Annotated in this window: 18 protein-coding genes; 11 read left to right on the forward strand and 7 right to left on the reverse strand. The window is 70.7% G+C overall.

Going from position 1 to position 18,808, the window contains the following annotated elements; translation table 11 throughout:
- Positions 1-129: 129 nt before the first annotated feature.
- Together BLR68_RS04360 and BLR68_RS04365 are read left to right on the forward strand one after the other, a co-directional pair.
- Entirely contained in the window at positions 130-1,788 is a 1,659-nt protein-coding gene (locus BLR68_RS04360) for a thiamine pyrophosphate-binding protein (protein ID WP_018188825.1), read from the forward strand.
- A gap of 169 nt (positions 1,789-1,957) precedes the next feature.
- Positions 1,958-2,371: a MarR family winged helix-turn-helix transcriptional regulator gene (locus BLR68_RS04365; protein WP_018188826.1), complete on the forward strand. Its 414-nt coding sequence runs from the start codon at positions 1,958-1,960 to the stop codon at positions 2,369-2,371.
- A gap of 34 nt (positions 2,372-2,405) precedes the next feature.
- Here the strand turns inward: BLR68_RS04365 and BLR68_RS04370 are convergent, their stop codons facing one another.
- The 4 genes from BLR68_RS04370 to BLR68_RS04385 form a co-directional block, all read right to left on the reverse strand.
- Positions 2,406-2,777: a hypothetical protein gene (locus BLR68_RS04370; protein WP_018188827.1), complete on the reverse strand. Its 372-nt coding sequence runs from the start codon at positions 2,775-2,777 to the stop codon at positions 2,406-2,408.
- A gap of 78 nt (positions 2,778-2,855) precedes the next feature.
- A complete protein-coding gene (locus BLR68_RS04375) occupies positions 2,856-3,092 on the reverse strand; it encodes a PLDc N-terminal domain-containing protein (protein ID WP_018188828.1) in 237 nt (78 codons plus the stop codon).
- A gap of 110 nt (positions 3,093-3,202) precedes the next feature.
- Positions 3,203-5,083: an FAD-dependent monooxygenase gene (locus tag BLR68_RS04380; protein WP_018188829.1), complete on the reverse strand. Its 1,881-nt coding sequence runs from the start codon at positions 5,081-5,083 to the stop codon at positions 3,203-3,205.
- Positions 5,084-5,099: 16 nt separating this feature from the next.
- Positions 5,100-6,482, reverse strand: coding sequence for an MFS transporter (locus tag BLR68_RS04385; RefSeq protein WP_018188830.1), 1,383 nt, complete (start codon positions 6,480-6,482; stop codon positions 5,100-5,102).
- Between the two features lie 104 nt (positions 6,483-6,586).
- Between BLR68_RS04385 and BLR68_RS04390 the strand changes: the two genes are divergently transcribed.
- The 6 genes from BLR68_RS04390 to BLR68_RS04415 are packed head-to-tail and all read left to right on the forward strand — an operon-like array spanning position 6,587 to position 13,043.
- The gene (locus BLR68_RS04390; RefSeq protein WP_018188831.1) at positions 6,587-8,083 is read left to right on the forward strand and encodes a fumarylacetoacetate hydrolase family protein; all 1,497 of its coding nucleotides are present in this window, start codon (positions 6,587-6,589) and stop codon (positions 8,081-8,083) included.
- Positions 8,080-8,763 carry a GntR family transcriptional regulator gene (locus BLR68_RS04395; protein WP_018188832.1) on the forward strand — a complete coding sequence of 228 codons (684 nt, stop codon included), beginning with the start codon at positions 8,080-8,082 and terminating at the stop codon, positions 8,761-8,763. Before BLR68_RS04390 ends, BLR68_RS04395 begins: the two co-directional genes overlap by 4 nt.
- Positions 8,764-8,786: 23 nt before the next feature.
- Positions 8,787-10,298, forward strand: coding sequence for a 5-carboxymethyl-2-hydroxymuconate semialdehyde dehydrogenase (hpaE, locus tag BLR68_RS04400; RefSeq protein ID WP_018188833.1), 1,512 nt, complete (start codon positions 8,787-8,789; stop codon positions 10,296-10,298).
- 29 nt (positions 10,299-10,327) lie between these two features.
- Positions 10,328-11,491, forward strand: coding sequence for a 3,4-dihydroxyphenylacetate 2,3-dioxygenase (hpaD, locus tag BLR68_RS04405; protein ID WP_018188834.1), 1,164 nt, complete (start codon positions 10,328-10,330; stop codon positions 11,489-11,491).
- A complete protein-coding gene (locus BLR68_RS04410; protein WP_018188835.1) occupies positions 11,491-12,276 on the forward strand; it encodes a 2-keto-4-pentenoate hydratase in 786 nt (261 codons plus the stop codon). Before hpaD ends, BLR68_RS04410 begins: the two co-directional genes overlap by 1 nt.
- Entirely contained in the window at positions 12,261-13,043 is a 783-nt protein-coding gene (locus BLR68_RS04415) for an HpcH/HpaI aldolase family protein (protein WP_018188836.1), read from the forward strand. The genes BLR68_RS04410 and BLR68_RS04415 overlap by 16 nt, the downstream gene beginning before the upstream one ends.
- Before the next feature lie 15 nt (positions 13,044-13,058).
- On the opposite strand, the gene BLR68_RS04420 is transcribed toward BLR68_RS04415, so the two are convergent.
- Together BLR68_RS04420 and BLR68_RS04425 are read right to left on the reverse strand one after the other, a co-directional pair.
- Positions 13,059-14,027: a hypothetical protein gene (locus BLR68_RS04420; RefSeq protein ID WP_018188837.1), complete on the reverse strand. Its 969-nt coding sequence runs from the start codon at positions 14,025-14,027 to the stop codon at positions 13,059-13,061.
- Positions 14,028-14,066: 39 nt separating this feature from the next.
- Positions 14,067-14,870: a sugar nucleotide-binding protein gene (locus BLR68_RS04425; protein ID WP_018188838.1), complete on the reverse strand. Its 804-nt coding sequence runs from the start codon at positions 14,868-14,870 to the stop codon at positions 14,067-14,069.
- A gap of 168 nt (positions 14,871-15,038) precedes the next feature.
- Between BLR68_RS04425 and BLR68_RS04430 the strand changes: the two genes are divergently transcribed.
- The 3 genes from BLR68_RS04430 to BLR68_RS04440 are packed head-to-tail and all read left to right on the forward strand — an operon-like array spanning position 15,039 to position 17,510.
- Positions 15,039-15,899 (forward strand): ABC transporter substrate-binding protein, encoded by an 861-nt coding sequence (locus tag BLR68_RS04430; RefSeq protein WP_018188839.1) that lies wholly within the window; start codon positions 15,039-15,041, stop codon positions 15,897-15,899.
- Positions 15,900-15,933: 34 nt separating this feature from the next.
- Entirely contained in the window at positions 15,934-16,779 is an 846-nt protein-coding gene (locus tag BLR68_RS04435; protein ID WP_018188840.1) for an amino acid ABC transporter permease, read from the forward strand.
- Positions 16,776-17,510: an amino acid ABC transporter ATP-binding protein gene (locus BLR68_RS04440; RefSeq protein ID WP_018188841.1), complete on the forward strand. Its 735-nt coding sequence runs from the start codon at positions 16,776-16,778 to the stop codon at positions 17,508-17,510. The genes BLR68_RS04435 and BLR68_RS04440 overlap by 4 nt, the downstream gene beginning before the upstream one ends.
- A 302-nt stretch (positions 17,511-17,812) precedes the next feature.
- On the opposite strand, the gene BLR68_RS04445 is transcribed toward BLR68_RS04440, so the two are convergent.
- A complete protein-coding gene (locus tag BLR68_RS04445) occupies positions 17,813-18,703 on the reverse strand; it encodes a bifunctional methylenetetrahydrofolate dehydrogenase/methenyltetrahydrofolate cyclohydrolase (RefSeq protein ID WP_018188842.1) in 891 nt (296 codons plus the stop codon).
- Positions 18,704-18,808: the final 105 nt, after the last annotated feature.

Consider the following 18,808-nt stretch of genomic DNA (forward strand, 5'->3'; position numbering starts at 1 on the left):
CGCGCCTATACTGATCCCGTCCGGGACCGCGAAGGTCCTGGTGCTCGGAAAAGGGGCACGCAGCCACCCGCATCGCCGCGGAGCGCGAGACATATACGGCATCCGTCGTCATCGTCTCCAGGAGCTCTCATGCCCACCGTCGCCGCCCAAGTCGCCTCCGCCCTCGCCGCCCACGTCGATCACGTCTTCGGCGTCATGGGCAACGGCAACGCGCTCGTCCTCGACGCCCTCGAACGACGCGATGACGTCACCTTCACCGCCGTCCGTCACGAAGCCGGCGGTGTCGTCGCCGCCGATGCGCACCACCGCGCCGGGGGCGGCCTCGCCGCGGCGACCTCGACCTACGGTGCGGGCTTCACGAACACCCTCACCGCGCTCGCCGAGGCCGCGCAGGCGCGCGTGCCGCTCGTGCTCGTCGTCGGTGACGAGCCGACCTCGGGCCCGCGGCCGTGGGACGTCGACCAGCTCTCGCTCGCGTCGGCCGTGGGGGTCCGGACCTACACGGTGGGACGGACGGATGCCGCGGCCACGACGGTCATCGCGATCGAGCACGCCCTGTCGTTCCGCATCCCCGTCGTGCTCGCGATCCCCTACGACGTGGGCGGGCGCGACGCGGGCGAGATCCCGGCGACGCCCGATCCCGTCCTCCCCGCCCCGCTCGCCCCGACCGGCCCGCACGCCCTCGCGACGGTGTCCGCCGTCGCGAGGGCGCTCGCGTCAGCCGAACGCCCCCTCCTCCTCGCCGGCCGCGGCGCGTGGACGGCGGGCGCCGGTGGGCAGCTCGGACGCCTCGCCGACGCGGTCGGGGCACTGACGGCATCCACCGCGCTCGGCCGCGGCGTCTTCCCGCGCGGCGAGTACGATCTGGGGGTCACCGGCGGTTTCGGGGCGGAAGGCGCGATGGCCGCGATCCGCGAGGCCGACGTCGTCGTCGTGTTCGGGGCGTCGCTCAACCAGTTCACGATGCGCTTCGGCGAGCTCTTCTCGCCGGGCGCCACGATCGCGCAGGTCGACGTGGCGGCCGCGGCGACGCATCCGCAGGTCGGCCGGTACCTGCGAGCGGATGCCGCCCTCGCGGCGCGCGCGATCGCCGACGAGCTCGAGCGGCTCGAGGCGACGCCGTCGGGCTGGCGGGAGGCGGTCGACGTCGCCGGGCTCCGGACCTACGACGTCGGCGACGCTCTCGCACCCGACGGACGACTCGACCCGCGGAGCGCGGCCGCGGCGATAGCAGGACTGCTGCCCGAGGATCGCGTCGTCGTCTCGGACGGCGGGCACTTCATCGGCTGGGCCAACATGTTCTGGCCGGTGGCCTCGCCCGACCGGATGATGATGATCGGCACGGCGTACCAGTCGATCGGCCTCGGGTTCCCGTCGGTACCGGGCGCGGCGCGGGCGCGGCCCGAGTCGACGATCGTCCTCACGACGGGCGACGGCGGCGGCCTGATGGCGATCGCCGACCTCGAGTCGGCCGTCCGGGTGGCGCGCGGTCGCGGCCTCGCCGTGGTGTGGAACGACGGTGCGTACGGCGCCGAGGTGCACCTGTACGGGGTCATGGGTCTCGCGCGGGGGCCGATGGAGATCCCCGAGGTCGACTTCGCCGGCCTCGCGCGAGCCGTCGGCGCGGCGGGGGTCATCGTGCGGACGCTCGACGACCTGCAGGCACTCGCGCGCTGGCGCGATCTCCCCGCCGACGAGCGCCCGTTCCTGCTGCTCGACCTGCGGGTCTCGGGCGCCGTCCGCGCCCCCTACCAGGAGGAGATCCTGCAGGTGAACCTGCGGCGGTGACGTTCGCCTGGGGAGGGCTACCACGTGGCATCGCCCCGCGCTACGGGAGGGGAGAAGCGCGGTGCGCGCACTACTGTTGCCCTCAGCCAAGCGGCGTGAGTGGAGCGCGATGAACGGTAACGATGTGACCCCTCGGGTCGCGCGGCACGACGCCCGAAGAGTCCTCGCCATGTTGCGGCGCTACCGCGTGGCCGAGTCCGACATGCTGACCCGCGCCCGGCGCTCACTCGGTATGAGCGAGAACGAGTTCGCGGCACTCCGTTTCCTGATGCAGCAGCGCGATCACGCCGCGAGGCCCCACGCGCTCATCCAGCATCTGGGGATCTCGTCCGCATCGGTGACCGCCATGATCGACAAGCTCGAACGCACCGGCCGGATCGTGCGGCACGAGGTCGCCGGCGACCGACGGGCCGTCTCGGTCACGGCGACGCCGCTCGCCAAACGGGAGATGCGCACCACGTTCGAGGAGTTGGACGAGCTCATGGAGGCCGCCGTGGAGCGTCTCAGCCCGTCCGAGATCAACCACATCGAAGCGTTCCTCGAAGTGGTGACCGATGCCGTCGAGGGAAGCATCGCAGCCTGACCTCGTTCCTCGCAGGCGCTCTGCGGAGCGGTGATCACTCCGCCGAGGATGACTCGGTCTCCGCGGCGGGTTCCGGCTCGGAGTGCCCGAGGGACTTCTCCTGGAGGAAGGCGCACAGCTCGGCTGCGATCTGAAGTTCGTGCGTGAGGGCGTTGAGCTCGAAGCTGGTCAGCTCCAGGGTCCGCTCGGCGGGTTGGATGAACACGTGCCAACTGAGATCGTCGCCCTCGTCGCGAGGTTCGATCCACACCTGGTTCGGTGCGTTCTCCAGCGGGATCAGAACCAATCCGGTGTCCTCTCCGCCCGACCCGTCCTGCACGACGACGCGGATCTCCTCCCCGGCGCTTCGGGCTTCGATGAACTCGGCCACCCAGTGCTCGAGCGTGGCCTTGCTGTGGAACACCATGGGTCGTCCTCGGGTAGGTGATACAGGCGATGCCGGGGCGAGACCGCTCGCTCGATTATCGCGCTCCGGAAGCGCGACTCACGCCTCGCGGCGCGGCATCCCTGCTCGTCGACCGATCGCGAGCCACGCGGCGGGACCCGCCACCGGGACCAGCAGCACCACGAGGACCCACACCAGCGCCTGCCTCGAGGTCAACCGCCGCGTCGACCGGGCGAGCGAGACCAGGGCGACGACCATGAGCACGGCCGCGATCAGCGCGATGACGGACCAGACGATGTCGTATCCGGACGGGACCAGCGGGTTCAGGGCGCTCACACCCCGACCCTAGCGGCGCTCGAGCCGACGGTGGGAGCGCCGAGACGTCGCAGATGGTCGGCGGGATGCCGCGCAGGCGACCATCTGCGACGCCTCGGCACCTCGGCGCGTCAGCCGGCGGGGCGGAAGGCTCCGGCGAGGAACTCCCCCAGCTCGGCGGTGGCGGTCAACGGCAGGACGGCGGCGACGTACTGGTCGGGGCGGACGACGACGACCGCGCCACGCGGCGAGATCCCGCGCTCGGAGAAGACGTCGACATCCGTCCAGGTCGACGGTCCGGTCGCGTACACCTTCTCCCAGTCCATGAGCCCGAGCGGCCCCGAGTGGGGTCGGAACACGGCGGGCACCGCCGCCATCTCGACGTCCTCGTACCGCCGCGGGTAGATCACCTTCGTGTCGAAGACGGCGTCGGGATCGGCCCCGGCCGGCGTGTGCCGGGCGATCGGGCCGGATGCCGAGGCGAACCACTCCGCCCAGGCCGAGAGGTCTTCGCCCGACGCATCGGCGAAGGCGTACACGCGCCACCGCCCGTCGGCCTTGGCATGGTGACCGAGGTGCACGACGTTGCCGTCCGCGACCCGGACGACCTCCGCGGACTTCAGCCGCTTGCCGACGGGGAACCCCGTCGCGAGGTCCTGATGCTCGGCGCCTGCGACGATCGCCGAGGCGCCGTAGTGCGTCATGAACCCCGACGGGAACTCGGCGGTCGCGAGGTAGTACGTCGCGAGGTCTTCAGGGTCGGTGATCTCCTCGGGCTTGCGCGCCATCAGCGACGACCACTCCTTGTCGAAGTCGATCAGCTGCTGCGCGACGGGTCGTCGCTCGGCGCCGTAGGTGGCGAGGAGGGATGCCGGGGCCAGCCCGGTCAGCACGTGCCCGAGCTTCCACCCCAGGTTGAACCCGTCCTGCATCGAGACGTTCATGCCCTGCCCGGCCTTGGCGCTGTGGGTGTGGCAGGCATCCCCGGTGAGGAAGACCCGCGGATCGCGGTCGACGCCCTCGGGAACGTCGTCGAACCCGTCGGTGACACGATGGCCGACCTCGTACACGCTGTGCCAGGCGACCTGCTTCACCTCGATCGTGTAGGGGTGGAGGATCTCGTTCGCGCGGCGGATGACCTCTTCGATGGGGGTCTCGCGGACGCGGTGGTTGTCGTCCGCGGCGACCGCGCCGAGGTCGATGTACATGCGGCTGAGGTACCCGCCCTCGCGCGGGATGTGGAGGATGTTCCCCGCCGAGCTGTTGATGGCGCACTTGATGCGCCAGTCGGGGAAGTCGGTGTCCACGAGGACGTCCATGACGCCCCAGGCATGCTTCGACGCATCGCCGACGTGAACGCGCCCGATCGCCTGTCGCACACCGCTCCGGGCACCGTCGCATCCGACGACGTACCGCGCCCGGATGACGCGCTCCTCCCCCGCGCGGGGGCCGCCGACGTGGCGGACCGTGACCGCGACGGGGGCCGCGGCATCCTCGGGCACCTCGAGGCCGACGAACTCGATGCCGTAATCGGGCACGATCCGTCCGGGGCCGTGGGCGGCGGCCTCGGCGAAGTAGTCGAGCACGCGCGCCTGGTTGACGATCAGGTGCGGGAACTCGCTGATCTTCAGCCCGTAGTCATCGGTCCGCGATGTGCGGCGGATGCGGCTCGGGTCGGCCGGGTCGGGGCCCCAGAAGTTCATGTAGCCGATGTTGTACGCCTCGGCGATGATCCGCTCGGCGAACCCGAACGCCTGGAACGTCTCCACCGATCGCGGCTGGATGCCGTCGGCCTGACCCAGTTCGAGCCGACCGGTGCGCCGCTCGATGAGACGTGTCGAGACCTGCGGGAACTGCGACATCTGGGCGGCCAGCAGCATCCCCGCCGGACCCGAGCCGACGATGAGCACGTCGGTCTCGTCGGGTAGCTCCTCGGGGCGGTCGACGCCGGTGCCGGCGGCGGGAAGGATCCGCGGGTCGCCCGAGACGTAGCCGTGGTGGTGGAACTGCATGGTTCTCCTCGAACGGTCAGGCGCGGGTGAGGCCGCGGACCGGGCTGACCGCCTGCTCCGCCTCGTGATCGGGGTCGAGCGGGATGCCGCTGCGATCGCGCAGCAGCAGCGTCGCCACGAGGCCCAACACGGTCATGCCGGCCAGGTACCAGGTGACGGGGGTGGTCGACCCGAAGGCGGCGACGAGCGCGGTCGCGATCGTCGGGGCGAACGCGCCGCCGAGGATCGCACCGATCGCGTACGAGATCGAGACGCCCGAGAAGCGGATCGAGGCGGGGAACAGCTCGGCGTAGAGCGCGGCTTGGGGGCCGTAGGTGAAACCGAGACCGATCGTGAGGATCGCGAGCCCGAGGAAGAGGACGAAGACGTTCCCCGTGTTGACCAGCGGGAAGAGCGCGAACACACCCACGAGCTGCATGATCCAGCCCGCGATGTACGTCGTGCGGCGCCCGAACCGGTCCGAGGCGAAACCGGCCACGAGGGTGGAGAGCAGCCACGTGACGGCCGACCCGGTCACCGCCCACAGCACCGGGCCGCGGTCGAGACCGAGGGGGCCTTCGGGGTTCGTGGCGTAACCCTGGATGTACCCGCCGGTGGTCATGTAGCCGACGGCGTTGTTCCCGGCGAAGACGAAGGCGGCGACGATCACGAGCACCGCGTGCTTGCGGAAGAGCTCGACGATCGGCATCCGGCTGTGCTCTTTGCGCTCGGCGAGCTCGAGGAAGACGGGGCTCTCCTCCACGCGGCGACGGACGTACCAGCCGACGAGGATGAGGACGACGCTGAGGAGGAACGGTACGCGCCAGCCCCACTGCAGGAACTGCTCCCCCGGCGCGATCGCCGACATGAGCGCCATGACGCCCGATGCGAGCAGCAGGCCCAGCGGCACGCCGATCTGGGGCGAGGCGCCGAACGCGCCGCGACGCGTCTTGGGGGCGTGCTCGACGGCCATGAGCACCGCGCCGCCCCACTCGCCGCCGGCGGAGATGCCCTGCAGGATGCGCAGGAGCACGAGGAGGATGGGCGCGGCGAGGCCGATGGACTCGTAGCTCGGCAGGACGCCGATGAGCGCCGTCGCCAGGCCCATCAGGATGAGCGTCCACATGAGCACGACCTTTCGGCCGTACTTGTCGCCGAGGTGGCCGGCGAGGAACGCGCCGAGGGGCCGGAAGAGGAAGCTCACGCCGACGGTCGCGAATCCGATGAGGACGCTGTCCTTGCCGAGCGGCGCGAAGAAGAGCTGTCCGAACACGAGCCCGACGGCGGTCGCGTAGATGAAAAAGTCGTACCACTCCACGGTGGTGCCGACGACGGTGGCGAACACGACGCGGCGGCGGTCCGCGGCGGTCGCGATGGTCCCGGTCGGGGTGAACCCGCGAGGGGTGGGGGAAGTGCTCATGCTGACTCCTGTGTCATCCGACGTCTTCGTCGATTCCCGGTTGTCCGGTGCAGCCCGATCATATACGATTTGAGATACGACGCAAGAGCGAGGGAGCTCATGAGATGCAGAACGACGACACGGCAACGGATGCCGCATCCCGCGACCCGCGCTTCGCCGCCCTCCCGGGCCGCCCCGGCACGATCGTCGCCGTCCACCTGAACTACCGGTCGCGCGCCGCCCAGCGCGGACGCACGCCCTCCGCGCCGTCCTACTTCTTCAAGGCGTCGAGTTCCGTCGCCGCCTCTGGCAGCACCGTGGAACGCCCCGTCGGCACCGAGCTGCTCGCCTTCGAGGGAGAGATCGCCCTGATCATCGGTGCCGCGGCCCGACGCGTGGGAGTCGACCGAGCCTGGGAGCACGTCGCGGGCGTGACCGCAGCGAACGACCTCGGCCTCTACGACCTGCGGGCGAACGACAAGGGGTCGAACGTCCGCTCCAAGAGCGGCGACGGCTTCACTCCCCTCGGCCCTGCCGTGCTCGACGCCCGCCGCGTCGACCCGACTCGACTGCGCGTCCGCACCTGGGTCAACGGGAAGCTTGCTCAAGACGGGTCGACCGACGACCTCCTCTTCCCCCTCCCGCAGATCGTCGCCGACCTGTCGCAGCACTTCACACTCGAACCCGGCGACGTCATCCTCACCGGCACGCCCGCGGGCTCGTCGGTCATCGTCCCCGGCGACGTGGTCGAGGTCGAGGTCGACGCCCCCGACACCGGGGCGTCCACCGGCCGGCTCACGACGACCGTCGTCGACGGCCCCGACATCGCGTTCGACCCTGCACTCGGCTCGCTCCCCCAGGTCGACGACACGCAGCGTGAAGAGGCCTGGGGCTCCCGCGAGGCCGCCGGGCTCGCCGCGGCATCCGCTCTCTCGCCCGATCTCCGCGCGAAGCTCGAGCGCGTCCCGGTCGCGGGGCTGTCGCAGCAGCTGCGCAAGCGCGGTCTCGACAACGTCACCATCGACGGCGTCGCCCCGCTCCACCCCGATGCGAAGCTCGTCGGCGTCGCCGCGACGCTCCGCTTCGTACCGAACCGCGAGGACCTGTTCCAGAGCCACGGCGGCGGTTACAACGCACAGAAGCGCGCGTTCGACACGGTCCGCGAAGGCGAGGTCATCGTGATCGAGGCGCGTGGCGAGGCCGGTTCCGGCACGCTCGGCGACATCCTCGCCATCCGTGCGCACGCGCAGGGCGCGGCCGGCATCGTGACCGACGGCGGCGTGCGCGACATCGCCGCGGTGGCCGCGGTCGGCATCCCGGTCTACACCGCGGGCGCGCACCCGGCGGTCCTCGGTCGCAAGCACGTGCCGTGGGATGCCGGGGGCACGATCGCCTGCGGCGGCACGACCGTGCAGCCGGGCGACATCATCGTGGGCGACCGCGACGGCGTCATCGTGCTGCCGCCCGCGCTCGCCGAGGAGATGGCCGACGCGGCCCTCGCGCAGGAGGACGAGGACGCCTGGATCGCCGCCCGCGTCGCGGAAGGCGAGCCAGTCGACGGGCTCTTCCCGATGAACGCCGCGTGGCGGGCGCGCTACGAAGCCGAACGGGGCTCCCGATGAGCGACGTCGCGGCCCCGAGCAAGTCGCAGCAGGCGTACGCGTGGATCAAGGAGCGCATCGTCAGCGAGGCGTTCACCCCCGGCTACCGCCTGGTGCTCGGCAGCATCGCGGGCGAGCTCGATATGAGCGTCGTCCCGGTGCGCGAGGCGATCCGCCAGCTCGAGGCCGAGGGGCTCGTCACCTTCGAGCGCAACGTCGGCGCGCGCGTCGCGATGGTCGACGACTCGCAGTACCGCTTCAGCATGCAGGCGCTGTCGATCCTCGAAGGCACCGCCACGGCACTGTCCGCCCGCGCCCTCACCGAGTCCGACGTCCGGCGAGCGCGCGACATCAACGAGCTCATGATCGAGACGCTCGACCACTTCGACCCACGCGCCTTCACCCGGTTGAACCAGGAGTTCCACGCGACCCTCTTCGAGCGCTGCGCGAACCCGCGGATGCTGGAGCTCGTCCAGGTCGAGTGGGCACGGCTCGGGCACCTCCGCGATTCCACGTTCAGCTTCGTGCCGGGGCGCGCGCAGGAGTCGGTCCGCGAGCACGAGCAGATCCTCGTGCTCATCGAGCGGAGCGCTCCCCTCAGCGAGATCGAGCACGCCGCGCGTCGACACCGTTCGGCGACCCTCGACGCCTACATGACCCACGAGCACCCCGACCAGGCCCTCGGCCTGCCGAACTTCTGACCCCTCGAGCAAGGACGCACGACATGACGGATCCCACGCTGACGGCGCCGCACACGCCCGCCGACCTGCCCACCCGCATCCAGCACTACATCGACGGTGCCTTCCTCGACTCGGCGGACGGCGACACGTTCGACGTCCTCGATCCCGTGACGAACCGTGTCTACCTACAGGCCGCGGCCGGCAAGAAGGCCGATGTGGATGCCGCCGTCGCCGCCGCGCGCCGCGCGTTCACCGACGGCCCGTGGCCGCGGATGCTGCCGCGCGAGCGCTCGCGCGTGCTGCACCGCATCGCCGACATCGTCGAGTCCCGCGACGCCCGGCTCGCGGAGCTCGAGTCGTTCGACTCGGGGCTGCCGATCACGCAGGCGCTCGGCCAGGCGCGGCGCGCCGCCGAGAACTTCCGCTTCTTCGCCGACCTGATCGTCGCCCAGTCAGACGACACGTTCAAGGTGCCCGGTCGCCAGATCAACTACGTCAATCGCAAGCCGATCGGCGTCGCGGGTCTCATCACCCCGTGGAACACGCCGTTCATGCTCGAGTCCTGGAAGCTCGGTCCCGCGCTCGCCACGGGCAACACGGTCGTGCTGAAGCCCGCCGAGTTCACTCCCCTGTCGGCATCCCTCTGGGCGGGGATCTTCGAAGAGGCCGGCCTCCCGCAGGGCGTCTTCAACCTCGTCAACGGCCTCGGCGAGGACGCCGGCGACGCGCTCGTGAAGCACCCCGACGTGCCGCTCATCTCCTTCACCGGCGAGAGTTCGACCGGGCAGCTCATCTTCGCGAACGCCGCGCCGTGGCTGAAGGGCCTGTCGATGGAGCTCGGCGGCAAGAGTCCCGCGATCGTCTTCGCCGACGCCGACCTCGACGCGGCCATCGACGCGACGATCTTCGGCGTGTTCTCGCTCAACGGCGAGCGCTGCACGGCGGGCAGCCGCATCCTCGTGCAGCGCGACGTGTACGACGAGTTCGTCGAGCGCTACGCCGCGCAGGCGGCGCGCGTGAAGGTCGGCTACCCGCACGATCCCGCCACCGAGGTCGGTGCCCTCGTACACCCGGAGCATTACGACAAGGTCATGTCGTACGTCGAGATCGGCAAGGGAGAAGGGCGTCTCGTGGCCGGCGGCGGTCGCCCCGACGGTTTCGCGGAGGGCAACTTCGTCGCCCCGACGGTGTTCGCCGATGTGCCCCCGACCGCGCGGATCTTCCAGGAGGAGATCTTCGGTCCCGTCGTCGCGATCACCCCGTTCGACACCGATGAGGACGCACTCGCCCTCGCCAACGACACCAGATACGGCCTCGCCGCCTACGTGTGGACGAACGACCTGAAGCGAGCCCACAACTTCTCGCAGGCCGTCGAGGCCGGCATGGTGTGGCTGAACTCGAACAACGTCCGCGACCTGCGTACGCCATTCGGCGGCGTGAAAGCCTCCGGACTCGGCCACGAGGGCGGCTACCGCTCGATCGACTTCTACACCGACCAGCAGGCCGTGCACATCACGCTCGGCGCGGTCCACAACCCCACCTTCGGCAAGAACTGACTCCGCCCACGACCAGCAAGGACGCTGACATGAGCCACCGCGACGGCATGACCAAGACCTCCTCCGGGTTCTTCGTCTCGCAAGAAGCCCCCATCCGCACCGACGACCCGGTGCGGACGCCTACCTCCCCTGCCCCCGACATCCTGCGCTGCGCGTACATGGACCTCGTGGTCACCGACCTCGCGGCATCCCGCCAGTTCTACGTCGACATCCTGGGGCTCCACGTCACCGAGGAGGACGACGACGTGATCTACCTCCGTTCGACGGAGGAGTTCATCCACCACAACCTCGTACTGCGGAAGGGGCCCGTCGCCGCCGTCGCCGCGTTCTCGTACCGTGTCCGCACGCCCGAGGACCTCGACCGGGCGGTCGCCTTCTACGAGGAGATCGGATGCCGCGTCGAGCGCCGCCCCGACGGCTTCACGAAGTGCATCGGCGACTCGGTTCGCGTCGAGGACCCGCTCGGCTTCCCGTACGAGTTCTTCCACCAGAGCGAGCACGTCGAGCGGCTGTCGTGGCGGTACGACCTGCAGACCCCGGGCGAACTCGTCCGCCTCGACCACTTCAACCAGGTGACGCCCGACGTGCCGCGCGCCGTGCGGCACTACCAGGACCTGGGGTTCCGGGTGACCGAGGACATCCAGGACGAGGACGGCACGGTCTACGCGGCGTGGATGCGGCGGAAGCCCACCGTGCACGACACTGCGGCGACCGGCGGCGACGGTCCGCGCATGCACCACGTCGCCTTCGCGACGCACGAGAAGCACAACATCCTCGCGATCTGCGACAAGCTCGGCGCACTGCGGCGCTCCGACGCGATTGAGCGGGGACCGGGCCGGCACGGCGTCTCGAACGCCTTCTACCTGTACCTGCGCGACCCCGACGGCCACCGGGTGGAGATCTACACGCAGGACTACTACACCGGCGACCCCGACAACCCGGTCATCACGTGGGACGTGCACGACAACCAGCGACGCGACTTCTGGGGCAACCCCGTCGTCCCGTCCTGGTACACCGAGGCCTCTCTCGTGCTCGACCTCGACGGCAACCCGCAGCCCGTCCGCACCCGGGAGGACCGCAGCGAGATGGCGGTGACGATCGGCGCCGACGGCTTCTCGTACACCCGTGAGGGCGATGACGAGGCGATGCCCTCGTGGAAGCAGGGCGAGTACAAGCTCGGGAACCAGCTCTGATGCTGTCCACCGAGGACGTCTCGCGCATCGCGGACGAGCTCGCCGAGGCCGATCGCACGCACGGCGTCATCCCACGGATCACCGCACGCCACCCCGAGGCGACGGTCGAGGACTCCTACGCGATCCAGGGTGTCTGGCGCGACCGGATGGTCGCGTCGGGCCGGCGTCCCGTCGGCCGCAAGATCGGGCTGACCTCCAAGGCGATGCAGCAGGCGACCGGGATCACGGAGCCCGACTACGGGGTCATGTTCGACGACACCGTCTACCGCTCGGGCGACAGCATCCCGGTCGACCACTTCTCGAACGTCCGGATCGAGGTCGAGCTCGCCTTCGTCCTCGCGAGCCCGCTCGAAGGCCCCGACTGCACGCTCGAGGACGCCCTCGCGGCGATCGACTACGCCGTACCCGCGCTCGAGGTGCTGAACTCGCACATCGAACTCGAGGGCCGCACGATCGTCGACACGATCAGCGACAACGCCGCCTACGGTGCAATGGTTCTCGGCATCGAACACCGCCGCCCCGACGAGATCGACCTGCGCTGGGTGCCGGGGGTGCTCTCACGCAACGGCGAGATCGAGGAGACCGGTGTCGCGCAGGGGGTCCTCGGCCACCCCGCGACGGGCGTCGCGTGGCTCGCGAACAAGATCCACCAGCACGGCGCACGTCTCGAGGCGGGCGAGATCATCCTCGCCGGCTCGTTCACGCGGCCGGTGTGGGTGTCGCGGGGCGACGAGGTGCGCTGCGACTATGGGCCGATGGGAGTGATCGAATGCCGTTTCATCTGAACCCGACGTTCCGCGAAGCGCTGACGGATGCCGACCGTCCCCTCGCCGGCATATGGGTGTGCTCCGGGTCGCCGCTCGTCGCCGAGATCTGCGCAGGCGCCGGCCTCGACTGGCTGCTGATCGACATGGAGCACTCCCCCAACGGGCTCGAGTCGGTGCTCGCGCAGCTGCAGGCCGTCGCCGCCGCCGCCGTGACGGCGGTGGTGCGCGTTCCGATCGGCGACGTCGTGACGATCAAGCAGGTGCTCGACCTCGGCGCGCAGAACATCCTCGTGCCGATGGTCGACACGGCGGCGCAGGCGGCGGAGCTCGTCGCCGCGGTGCGGTATCCCCCGCACGGACGCCGCGGCGTCGGGTCCGCGCTCGCCCGCTCCGGCCGGTGGAATCGCGTCGAGGACTACCTCGCCGACGCCGACCGCCACGTCTCCCTGTTCGTGCAGGTCGAGACGGTCGAGGGTGTCCGGAACGCCGCCGAGATCGCCGCGGTCGACGGGATCGACGGGGTCTTCGTCGGCCCGAGCGACCTCGCGGCGTCGATGGGGCTCCTCGGCGCTCAGACGCATCCCGATGTCGTCGCGGCGGTCCTCGACGCGTTCGCCGCCGTCCGCGCGTCGGGAAAGCCCGTGGGCGTCAACGCCTTCGATCCGGATGCCGCGCAGCGCTACCTCGACGAGGGCGCGTCCTTCGTGCTGGTCGGCGCCGACGTCGCCCTCCTCGCCCGCGGGTCCGAGGCGCTCGCGGCCCGATGGGGTCGCGCCGGCGGCTGAGCCACCGCGCGGTCGTCAGCGGGCGGCATCCCACCACTGGAGGACCCGGAGCGCGAGGAAGGTGAGCCACCGCGACGGCTGACCCTCGGGTGCGTCGATGTCGAACCAGCGCCTGCCCTCGAGCGTGCGTCCCTGGTGCCACGTGCCGTCGGCGTGCCGCGCCGCGCGGACCATCTCGATCGCCTCGGCGAGCCGCGGGTCCGGCGGGGTGCCGGCCTGGAGAGCGGCATCCCGGAAATGATCGAGCGCCGCGAGCGCGCTGTAACGGTGCCGGTTGGGATACACGAAACCCGTGACGAAGGCGCCGACGACCTCTCCCGTCGACAGCCGGTACGCCAGGCGCCGTTCGAGGAGGTACTCCTCGCCGCGGTGCCGGCTGTCGCGCAGCGCCGTGTCGCCGGTGAACTGCTCGTAGGCGAGCATGCCGCGGACGGCATTGAGCGTCGAGTGGAACGACCCGCGCACCGAGTCACCCTCCTCGGCCTCGCAGTTCCAGCCGCCGTCGGCGAGCTGATGCTCGGGGAACCACGCGGCGAGCGCCGAGACGTCGGCGCCGAGCCACGCTCCCGTCCCGAGCGTGAACGCGTTGATGCAGACGTCCACCTCCCCACCCCAGTACGGCAGGTCATCGTACTCCCAGCGGCTGTTGCGGTCGAGCTTCGCCGCGGTGTCCCCGAGAGCGGATGCCGGCACTCCCCACTCGCGCAGATCCTTGAGCGTCCAGGTCGTGGCCGTCCACGGCTGGCCGGGCATCTCGGACTCGGGGCTGCCGAAGAACCCGGCCGGGAAGTACGCGCCGCCCTCCCACTGCCCGTCCTCCCCCTGCTGCGCGAGGAGCGTGGCTCCGTTCCCCTCGGTCGTCACGCGTGCCCGCGTGGCCTTCCACTGCTCGGGCGGCGCGCCGAGGAGATCCCGCTCGACCTGCCACCGCAGTGACGAGTCCGAGTCCCGCAGCCAGTCGAGGATCTCCTGTGTGCGCGTCATGTCCGCATCCTCGCGCGGGCCGCCGACATCCGCCAGGGCTCAGCCGCGCTGCGCGAGCATCTCGTCGTAGCCGTCCTCGAACGTCGGGTAGGCGAGGCCGTCGACGACCTCGGTGAGGCGGGTCCCGTCGAGGATCGTCCCGCGCCGCTCGGCGGGTTCGCCGCGAGGCGGCACCGGCACGCCGAGGCGCTCGGCGAGGAAGGCGACCACCTCGCCGAGCGTCGCCGGTCGACGGTCGACGGCGTGGAGGACGGCGGGCACCTCGTCTGCCTGCAGCAGCGTGAGGATCGTGCGGACGACGTCGGTCTCGTGGATGCGGTTGGTCCGACGGTCGTGATCGACCGGGGTGCCGGCGAGCACCTGGCGGATGAGCCGGTCACGTCCCGGTCCGTAGATGCCCGCAGGTCGCAGGATGGTCGCGCCGAACAGCTCGACCGCGCGCTCCTCCCCATCGACGAGCTGCTGGGCTCGGTCGCTGCGCGGCCGCGGCTCGTCGTCCTCGTCCAGCGGCCGCTCGTCGCCGTACCCCTCGAACACGCGCGTCGACGACACCCAGATCGTGCGTGCCGGCCGCTCGGGCAACGCTTCTGCGACGCGGCCGATCGCGCCGGCGAGAAAACCCTGCTCCTCGCCCGGCGGCAGCGTCACGACGACCGCGTCGACCGCCGGCAACGACTCGGTGAGCGACCGGGACAGGTCCGCGGCGATGTGTCGCCAGCCGTCCGAATCGGATGCCGCCGACCGCCGCAGCGTGACGACCTCGCCGCCCGCGCGCCGGAGCTCCTCCGCCACCCGCGTCCCGATGCGACCGGAACCGACGAGGAGCGTGCGCGCAGGGATCATCCCCCCATCCTCTCAATCAGCCGGGGGTGACGGGCGTGTAACAAAGCGTCGCCGCAGGACCCGCGGCATCCGTCTGCGCGCGAGAATGATCAGCGGCTCTCCGCGATCACGCGGCGACGCCCACCCGACCCCCTCGTCCGAGCACCCTCGGCGCCCCCGGAGGCCCTCATGTCCCGTCGTCCCGCTCTGCGCACCGCACTCGTCGCGTCCGCCGCGGCCCTCGCCCTCCTCCTCGGAGGCTGCGCGTCGAACGCGGCCCCGGGCACCGGATCGTCTCCGGGCGCCACGCCGTCGGCCGACGATTACGTCACCCCCGGCAAGTTCACCGTCGCCACCGGCGAGACCGCCTACGAGCCCTACGTCTACGACGACAAGCCCGAATCGGGCAAGGGCTTCGAGGCCGCCGTCGCCTACGCCGTCGCCGACAAGCTCGGCTTCGCGAAGGACGACGTCGAGTGGGTCCGCACGAGCTTCGAGGCGGCGATCGCGCCCGGCCCCAAGAGCTTCGACGTGAACCTGCAGCAGTACACGATCACCGACGACCGCAAGAAGGGCGTCGACTTCTCGTCGCCGTACTACTCCGCGAGCCAGTCGATCATCGCCCTCAAGGGCGGCAAGGCCGACGGCGTGACCGACCTCGCCGGGCTCAAGGACATCACGATCGGCGCCATGGCGAACTCGACGAGCGCTCTGACGCTCGACGCGCTCGACCTCGGGCTCACCCCGAAGCTCTACAACTCGAACGAGGACGCCACCGCGGCCCTCAGCGCCGGACAGGTGGATGCCGTCGTCCTCGACACCCCGACCGCCTACGTCGCGGTCACCGCGTACATCACCGACTCCTTCATCGTCGGCGAGCTCCCGAAGGTCGGCGTCGAGGACCAGTGGGGCCTGCTGCTCGCCAAGGACTCGCCGTTGACCCCCGCGGTGAGCGCGGCCGTCGACGCCCTCCGCGAGGACGGCACTCTCGCAGAGCTCGAGAAGGAATGGCTGTCGGGTCTCACCGAAGGCGTGACGAAGCTCCAGTGACGAAGCGCCCGTGAGGACGCGCTAGCGTCGATCCGTGAGTACCAGCATCCCGAGTGCACTCGAGCTCGACCGTCGCGCCTATCGGCGCGGGCGGGAGCGACGGTCCGTGCTCATCGCGATCCTCTCGACGGCCGCGTTCGCGGTGATCGTGTGGGCGTTCGTCATCAACACGGAGGGCTGGGCGAAGGTCCAGCGGGCCTTCTTCGACCCCGCTGTTGCCATCGAGGCGCTGCCGAAGGTGTGGGAGGGCTTCCTCCTCAACCTGACGGTGCTCGGCATCTCGATCTTCACGGTCGGCGGCGTCGCGCTCGTGATCGCACTCCTGCGCACTCTCCGGGGCCCGGTCTTCTTTCCCGTGCGGACCCTGGCGGCGGGCTACACCGATCTGTTCCGCGGGCTGCCGTTCATCATCGTGCTCTACCTCGTCGGGTTCGGGCTGCCGACGATCGTCGGCGAGCGGATCGACGAGCTGTTCCTCGGCATCCTCGCCGTCACGCTCACATACTCGGCCTACGTCGCCGAGGTGATCCGCGCCGGCATCGACTCGGTGCACCCCTCTCAGCGCCTCGCCGCCCGCGCTCTCGGCCTGAACCATGTGCAGACGCTCCGCCGCGTCGTTTTGCCGCAGGCTCTCCGCAAGATGACACCCGCGCTCATGAACGACTTCATCTCGATGCAGAAGGACGTCGGGCTCATCTCGATCATCGCGGGCCTCGACGCGATCGCGCGGGCGAAGGGCGTCGTCGCGACGACCTACAACTTCACGCCGTACGTCGTGGCAGGCATCCTCTTCATCCTCCTGGCGATCCCCACGATCCGCCTGACGGACTGGTACACGGCGAGGCTCCGCGAGCGCGAGCAGTCAGGATCGGTGCTGTGAGCGGGATCTTGACGGCGACCGGCATCCGCAAATCCTTCGGCGACCGGGACGTGCTGAAGGGCGTCGACGTGACGCTCGGTGCACATGAGGTCGTCGCGCTCATCGGCGCGAGCGGATCGGGCAAGTCGACGCTGCTGCGGTGCCTGGGATTGCTGGAGCCCATCGACGACGGGCAGATCTTCCTCGGCGACGAGGACATCTCCGACCCGCGGGTCGACGGCAACCGCGTGCGAGCGCGCCTGGGTGCCGTGTTCCAGAGCTTCAACCTCTTCCCGCATCTGTCCGTGCTCGACAACGTCACGCTCGCCTCGCGCGTGGTGCATCGGATGCCGCGCCGCGACGCCGAAGCCCGCGCCGTCGACCTGCTGGCCCGCGTCGGGCTCGCCGACAAGGCGAAGGATCACCCCGACCGGCTGTCGGGCGGTCAGCAGCAGCGCGTCGCCATCGCCCGCGCGATCGCGACCGACCCCGAGGTGCTGCTCCTCGACGAGATCACCTCGGCGCTCGACCCGGAGCTCGTCGGCGAGGTCCTCGAGCTCGTCCGCGACCTGGCGTCGGAGGGCGCGACGATCCTCATGGCGACGCACGAGATGGCGTTCGCGCGCGACGTCGCCGATCGCGTCGTGTTCCTCGACGCCGGCACGATCGTCGAGCAGGGCCCGCCGTCGTCCGTGCTGCGGCATCCGCAGGAAGCACGCACCCGCGCCTTCCTCGCCCGCTTCACCGCCTGACGCCCCGGCGCGCGCTTCTCCTGTCACAACACGCCGCGCGCCACCGCACATCGCGACAGGCGAGCGGCGGCGCAGCGCCCCCGCGGGCTTCCCCGGCGCAGGGCCCCCGCGGGCTTCCCCTGTCACAACACGCCGCACGCCACCGCACATCGCGACAGGCGAGCATCACGGCAGCGCCCCCGCTGGCTTCCCCCAACACAACACGCCGCACGCCACCGCACATCGCGACAGGCGAGCGGTGCCCGTCAACGAAGGCGAGGGATGCCGGGCGGCACCCGGCATCCCTCGTTCACAAGCACACGTCAGACGCGCAGGCCCGCAGCGCGCTCGGCGACCTCGACGACGTTGGTCATCAGGAGCGCGACCGTCATCGGGCCGACGCCGCCGGGGTTCGGCGACACCCAGCCCGCGACCTCCGCGACGTCCGGGTGGACGTCGCCGTAGACGCGGCTCTTGCCGGTCTCGGGGTCGTCCTCGCGGGTGACGCCGACGTCGAGCACCGCCGCGCCGGGCTTCACGTGCTCGGCCGTGACGATGTGCTTCACGCCCGCTGCGGCGACGATGACGTCGGCCTCGCGCAGGTGCGCGCCGAGGTCGGTCGTGCCGGTGTGGGTGAGCGTGACGGTCGCGTTGTACTCGCGGCGCGTGAGCAGCAGGCCGATCGACCGGCCGATCGTGACACCGCGACCGACGACGACGACGTGCTTGCCCGCCAGGTCGTAGCCGTTCCGCACCAGCAGCTCGATGACCCCGCGCGGCGTGCACGGCAGCGGCGAGGTGATCGGGGTGTTGACGTTCAGCACCAGGCGACCGAGGTTCGTCGGGTGGAGGCCGTCGGCATCCTTCTCGGGATCGATCCGCTCGAGGATGCGGTCGGTGTCGAGGTGCTTCGGCAGCGGCAGCTGCACGATGTACCCGTGGCAGGTGGGGTCGGCGTTGAGCTCGTCGATCAGCGCTTCGACCTGCTCCTGCGTCGCGTCGGCGGGCAGCTCGCGCTGGATCGAGTTCATCCCGATCGCCTCGGACTGGCGGTGCTTCATCCCGACGTAGAGCTGGGATGCCGGGTCCGCGCCCACGAGGACGGTGGCGATGCCGGGCGTCACGCCGTGCTCCTTCAGCACCGCGACGCGCTCTGCGAGCTCCGTCTTGATCGCCGCCGAGGCGGCCTTGCCGTCGAGGACCGCCGCGGTCATGATGTCTCCTGTCGTCGCCCCTCGCCCGCGAGACTGCGCGGGGAGCTCGAGACTGCGGTCAAGAACCGCTGTCTCGAGGCGTGCGTGCAGTCTCGCGGTCGGAGG

The organism is Microbacterium sp. 77mftsu3.1 (assembly GCF_900100525.1).
In the GTDB taxonomy this organism is placed as follows: domain Bacteria; phylum Actinomycetota; class Actinomycetes; order Actinomycetales; family Microbacteriaceae; genus Microbacterium; species Microbacterium aquilitoris.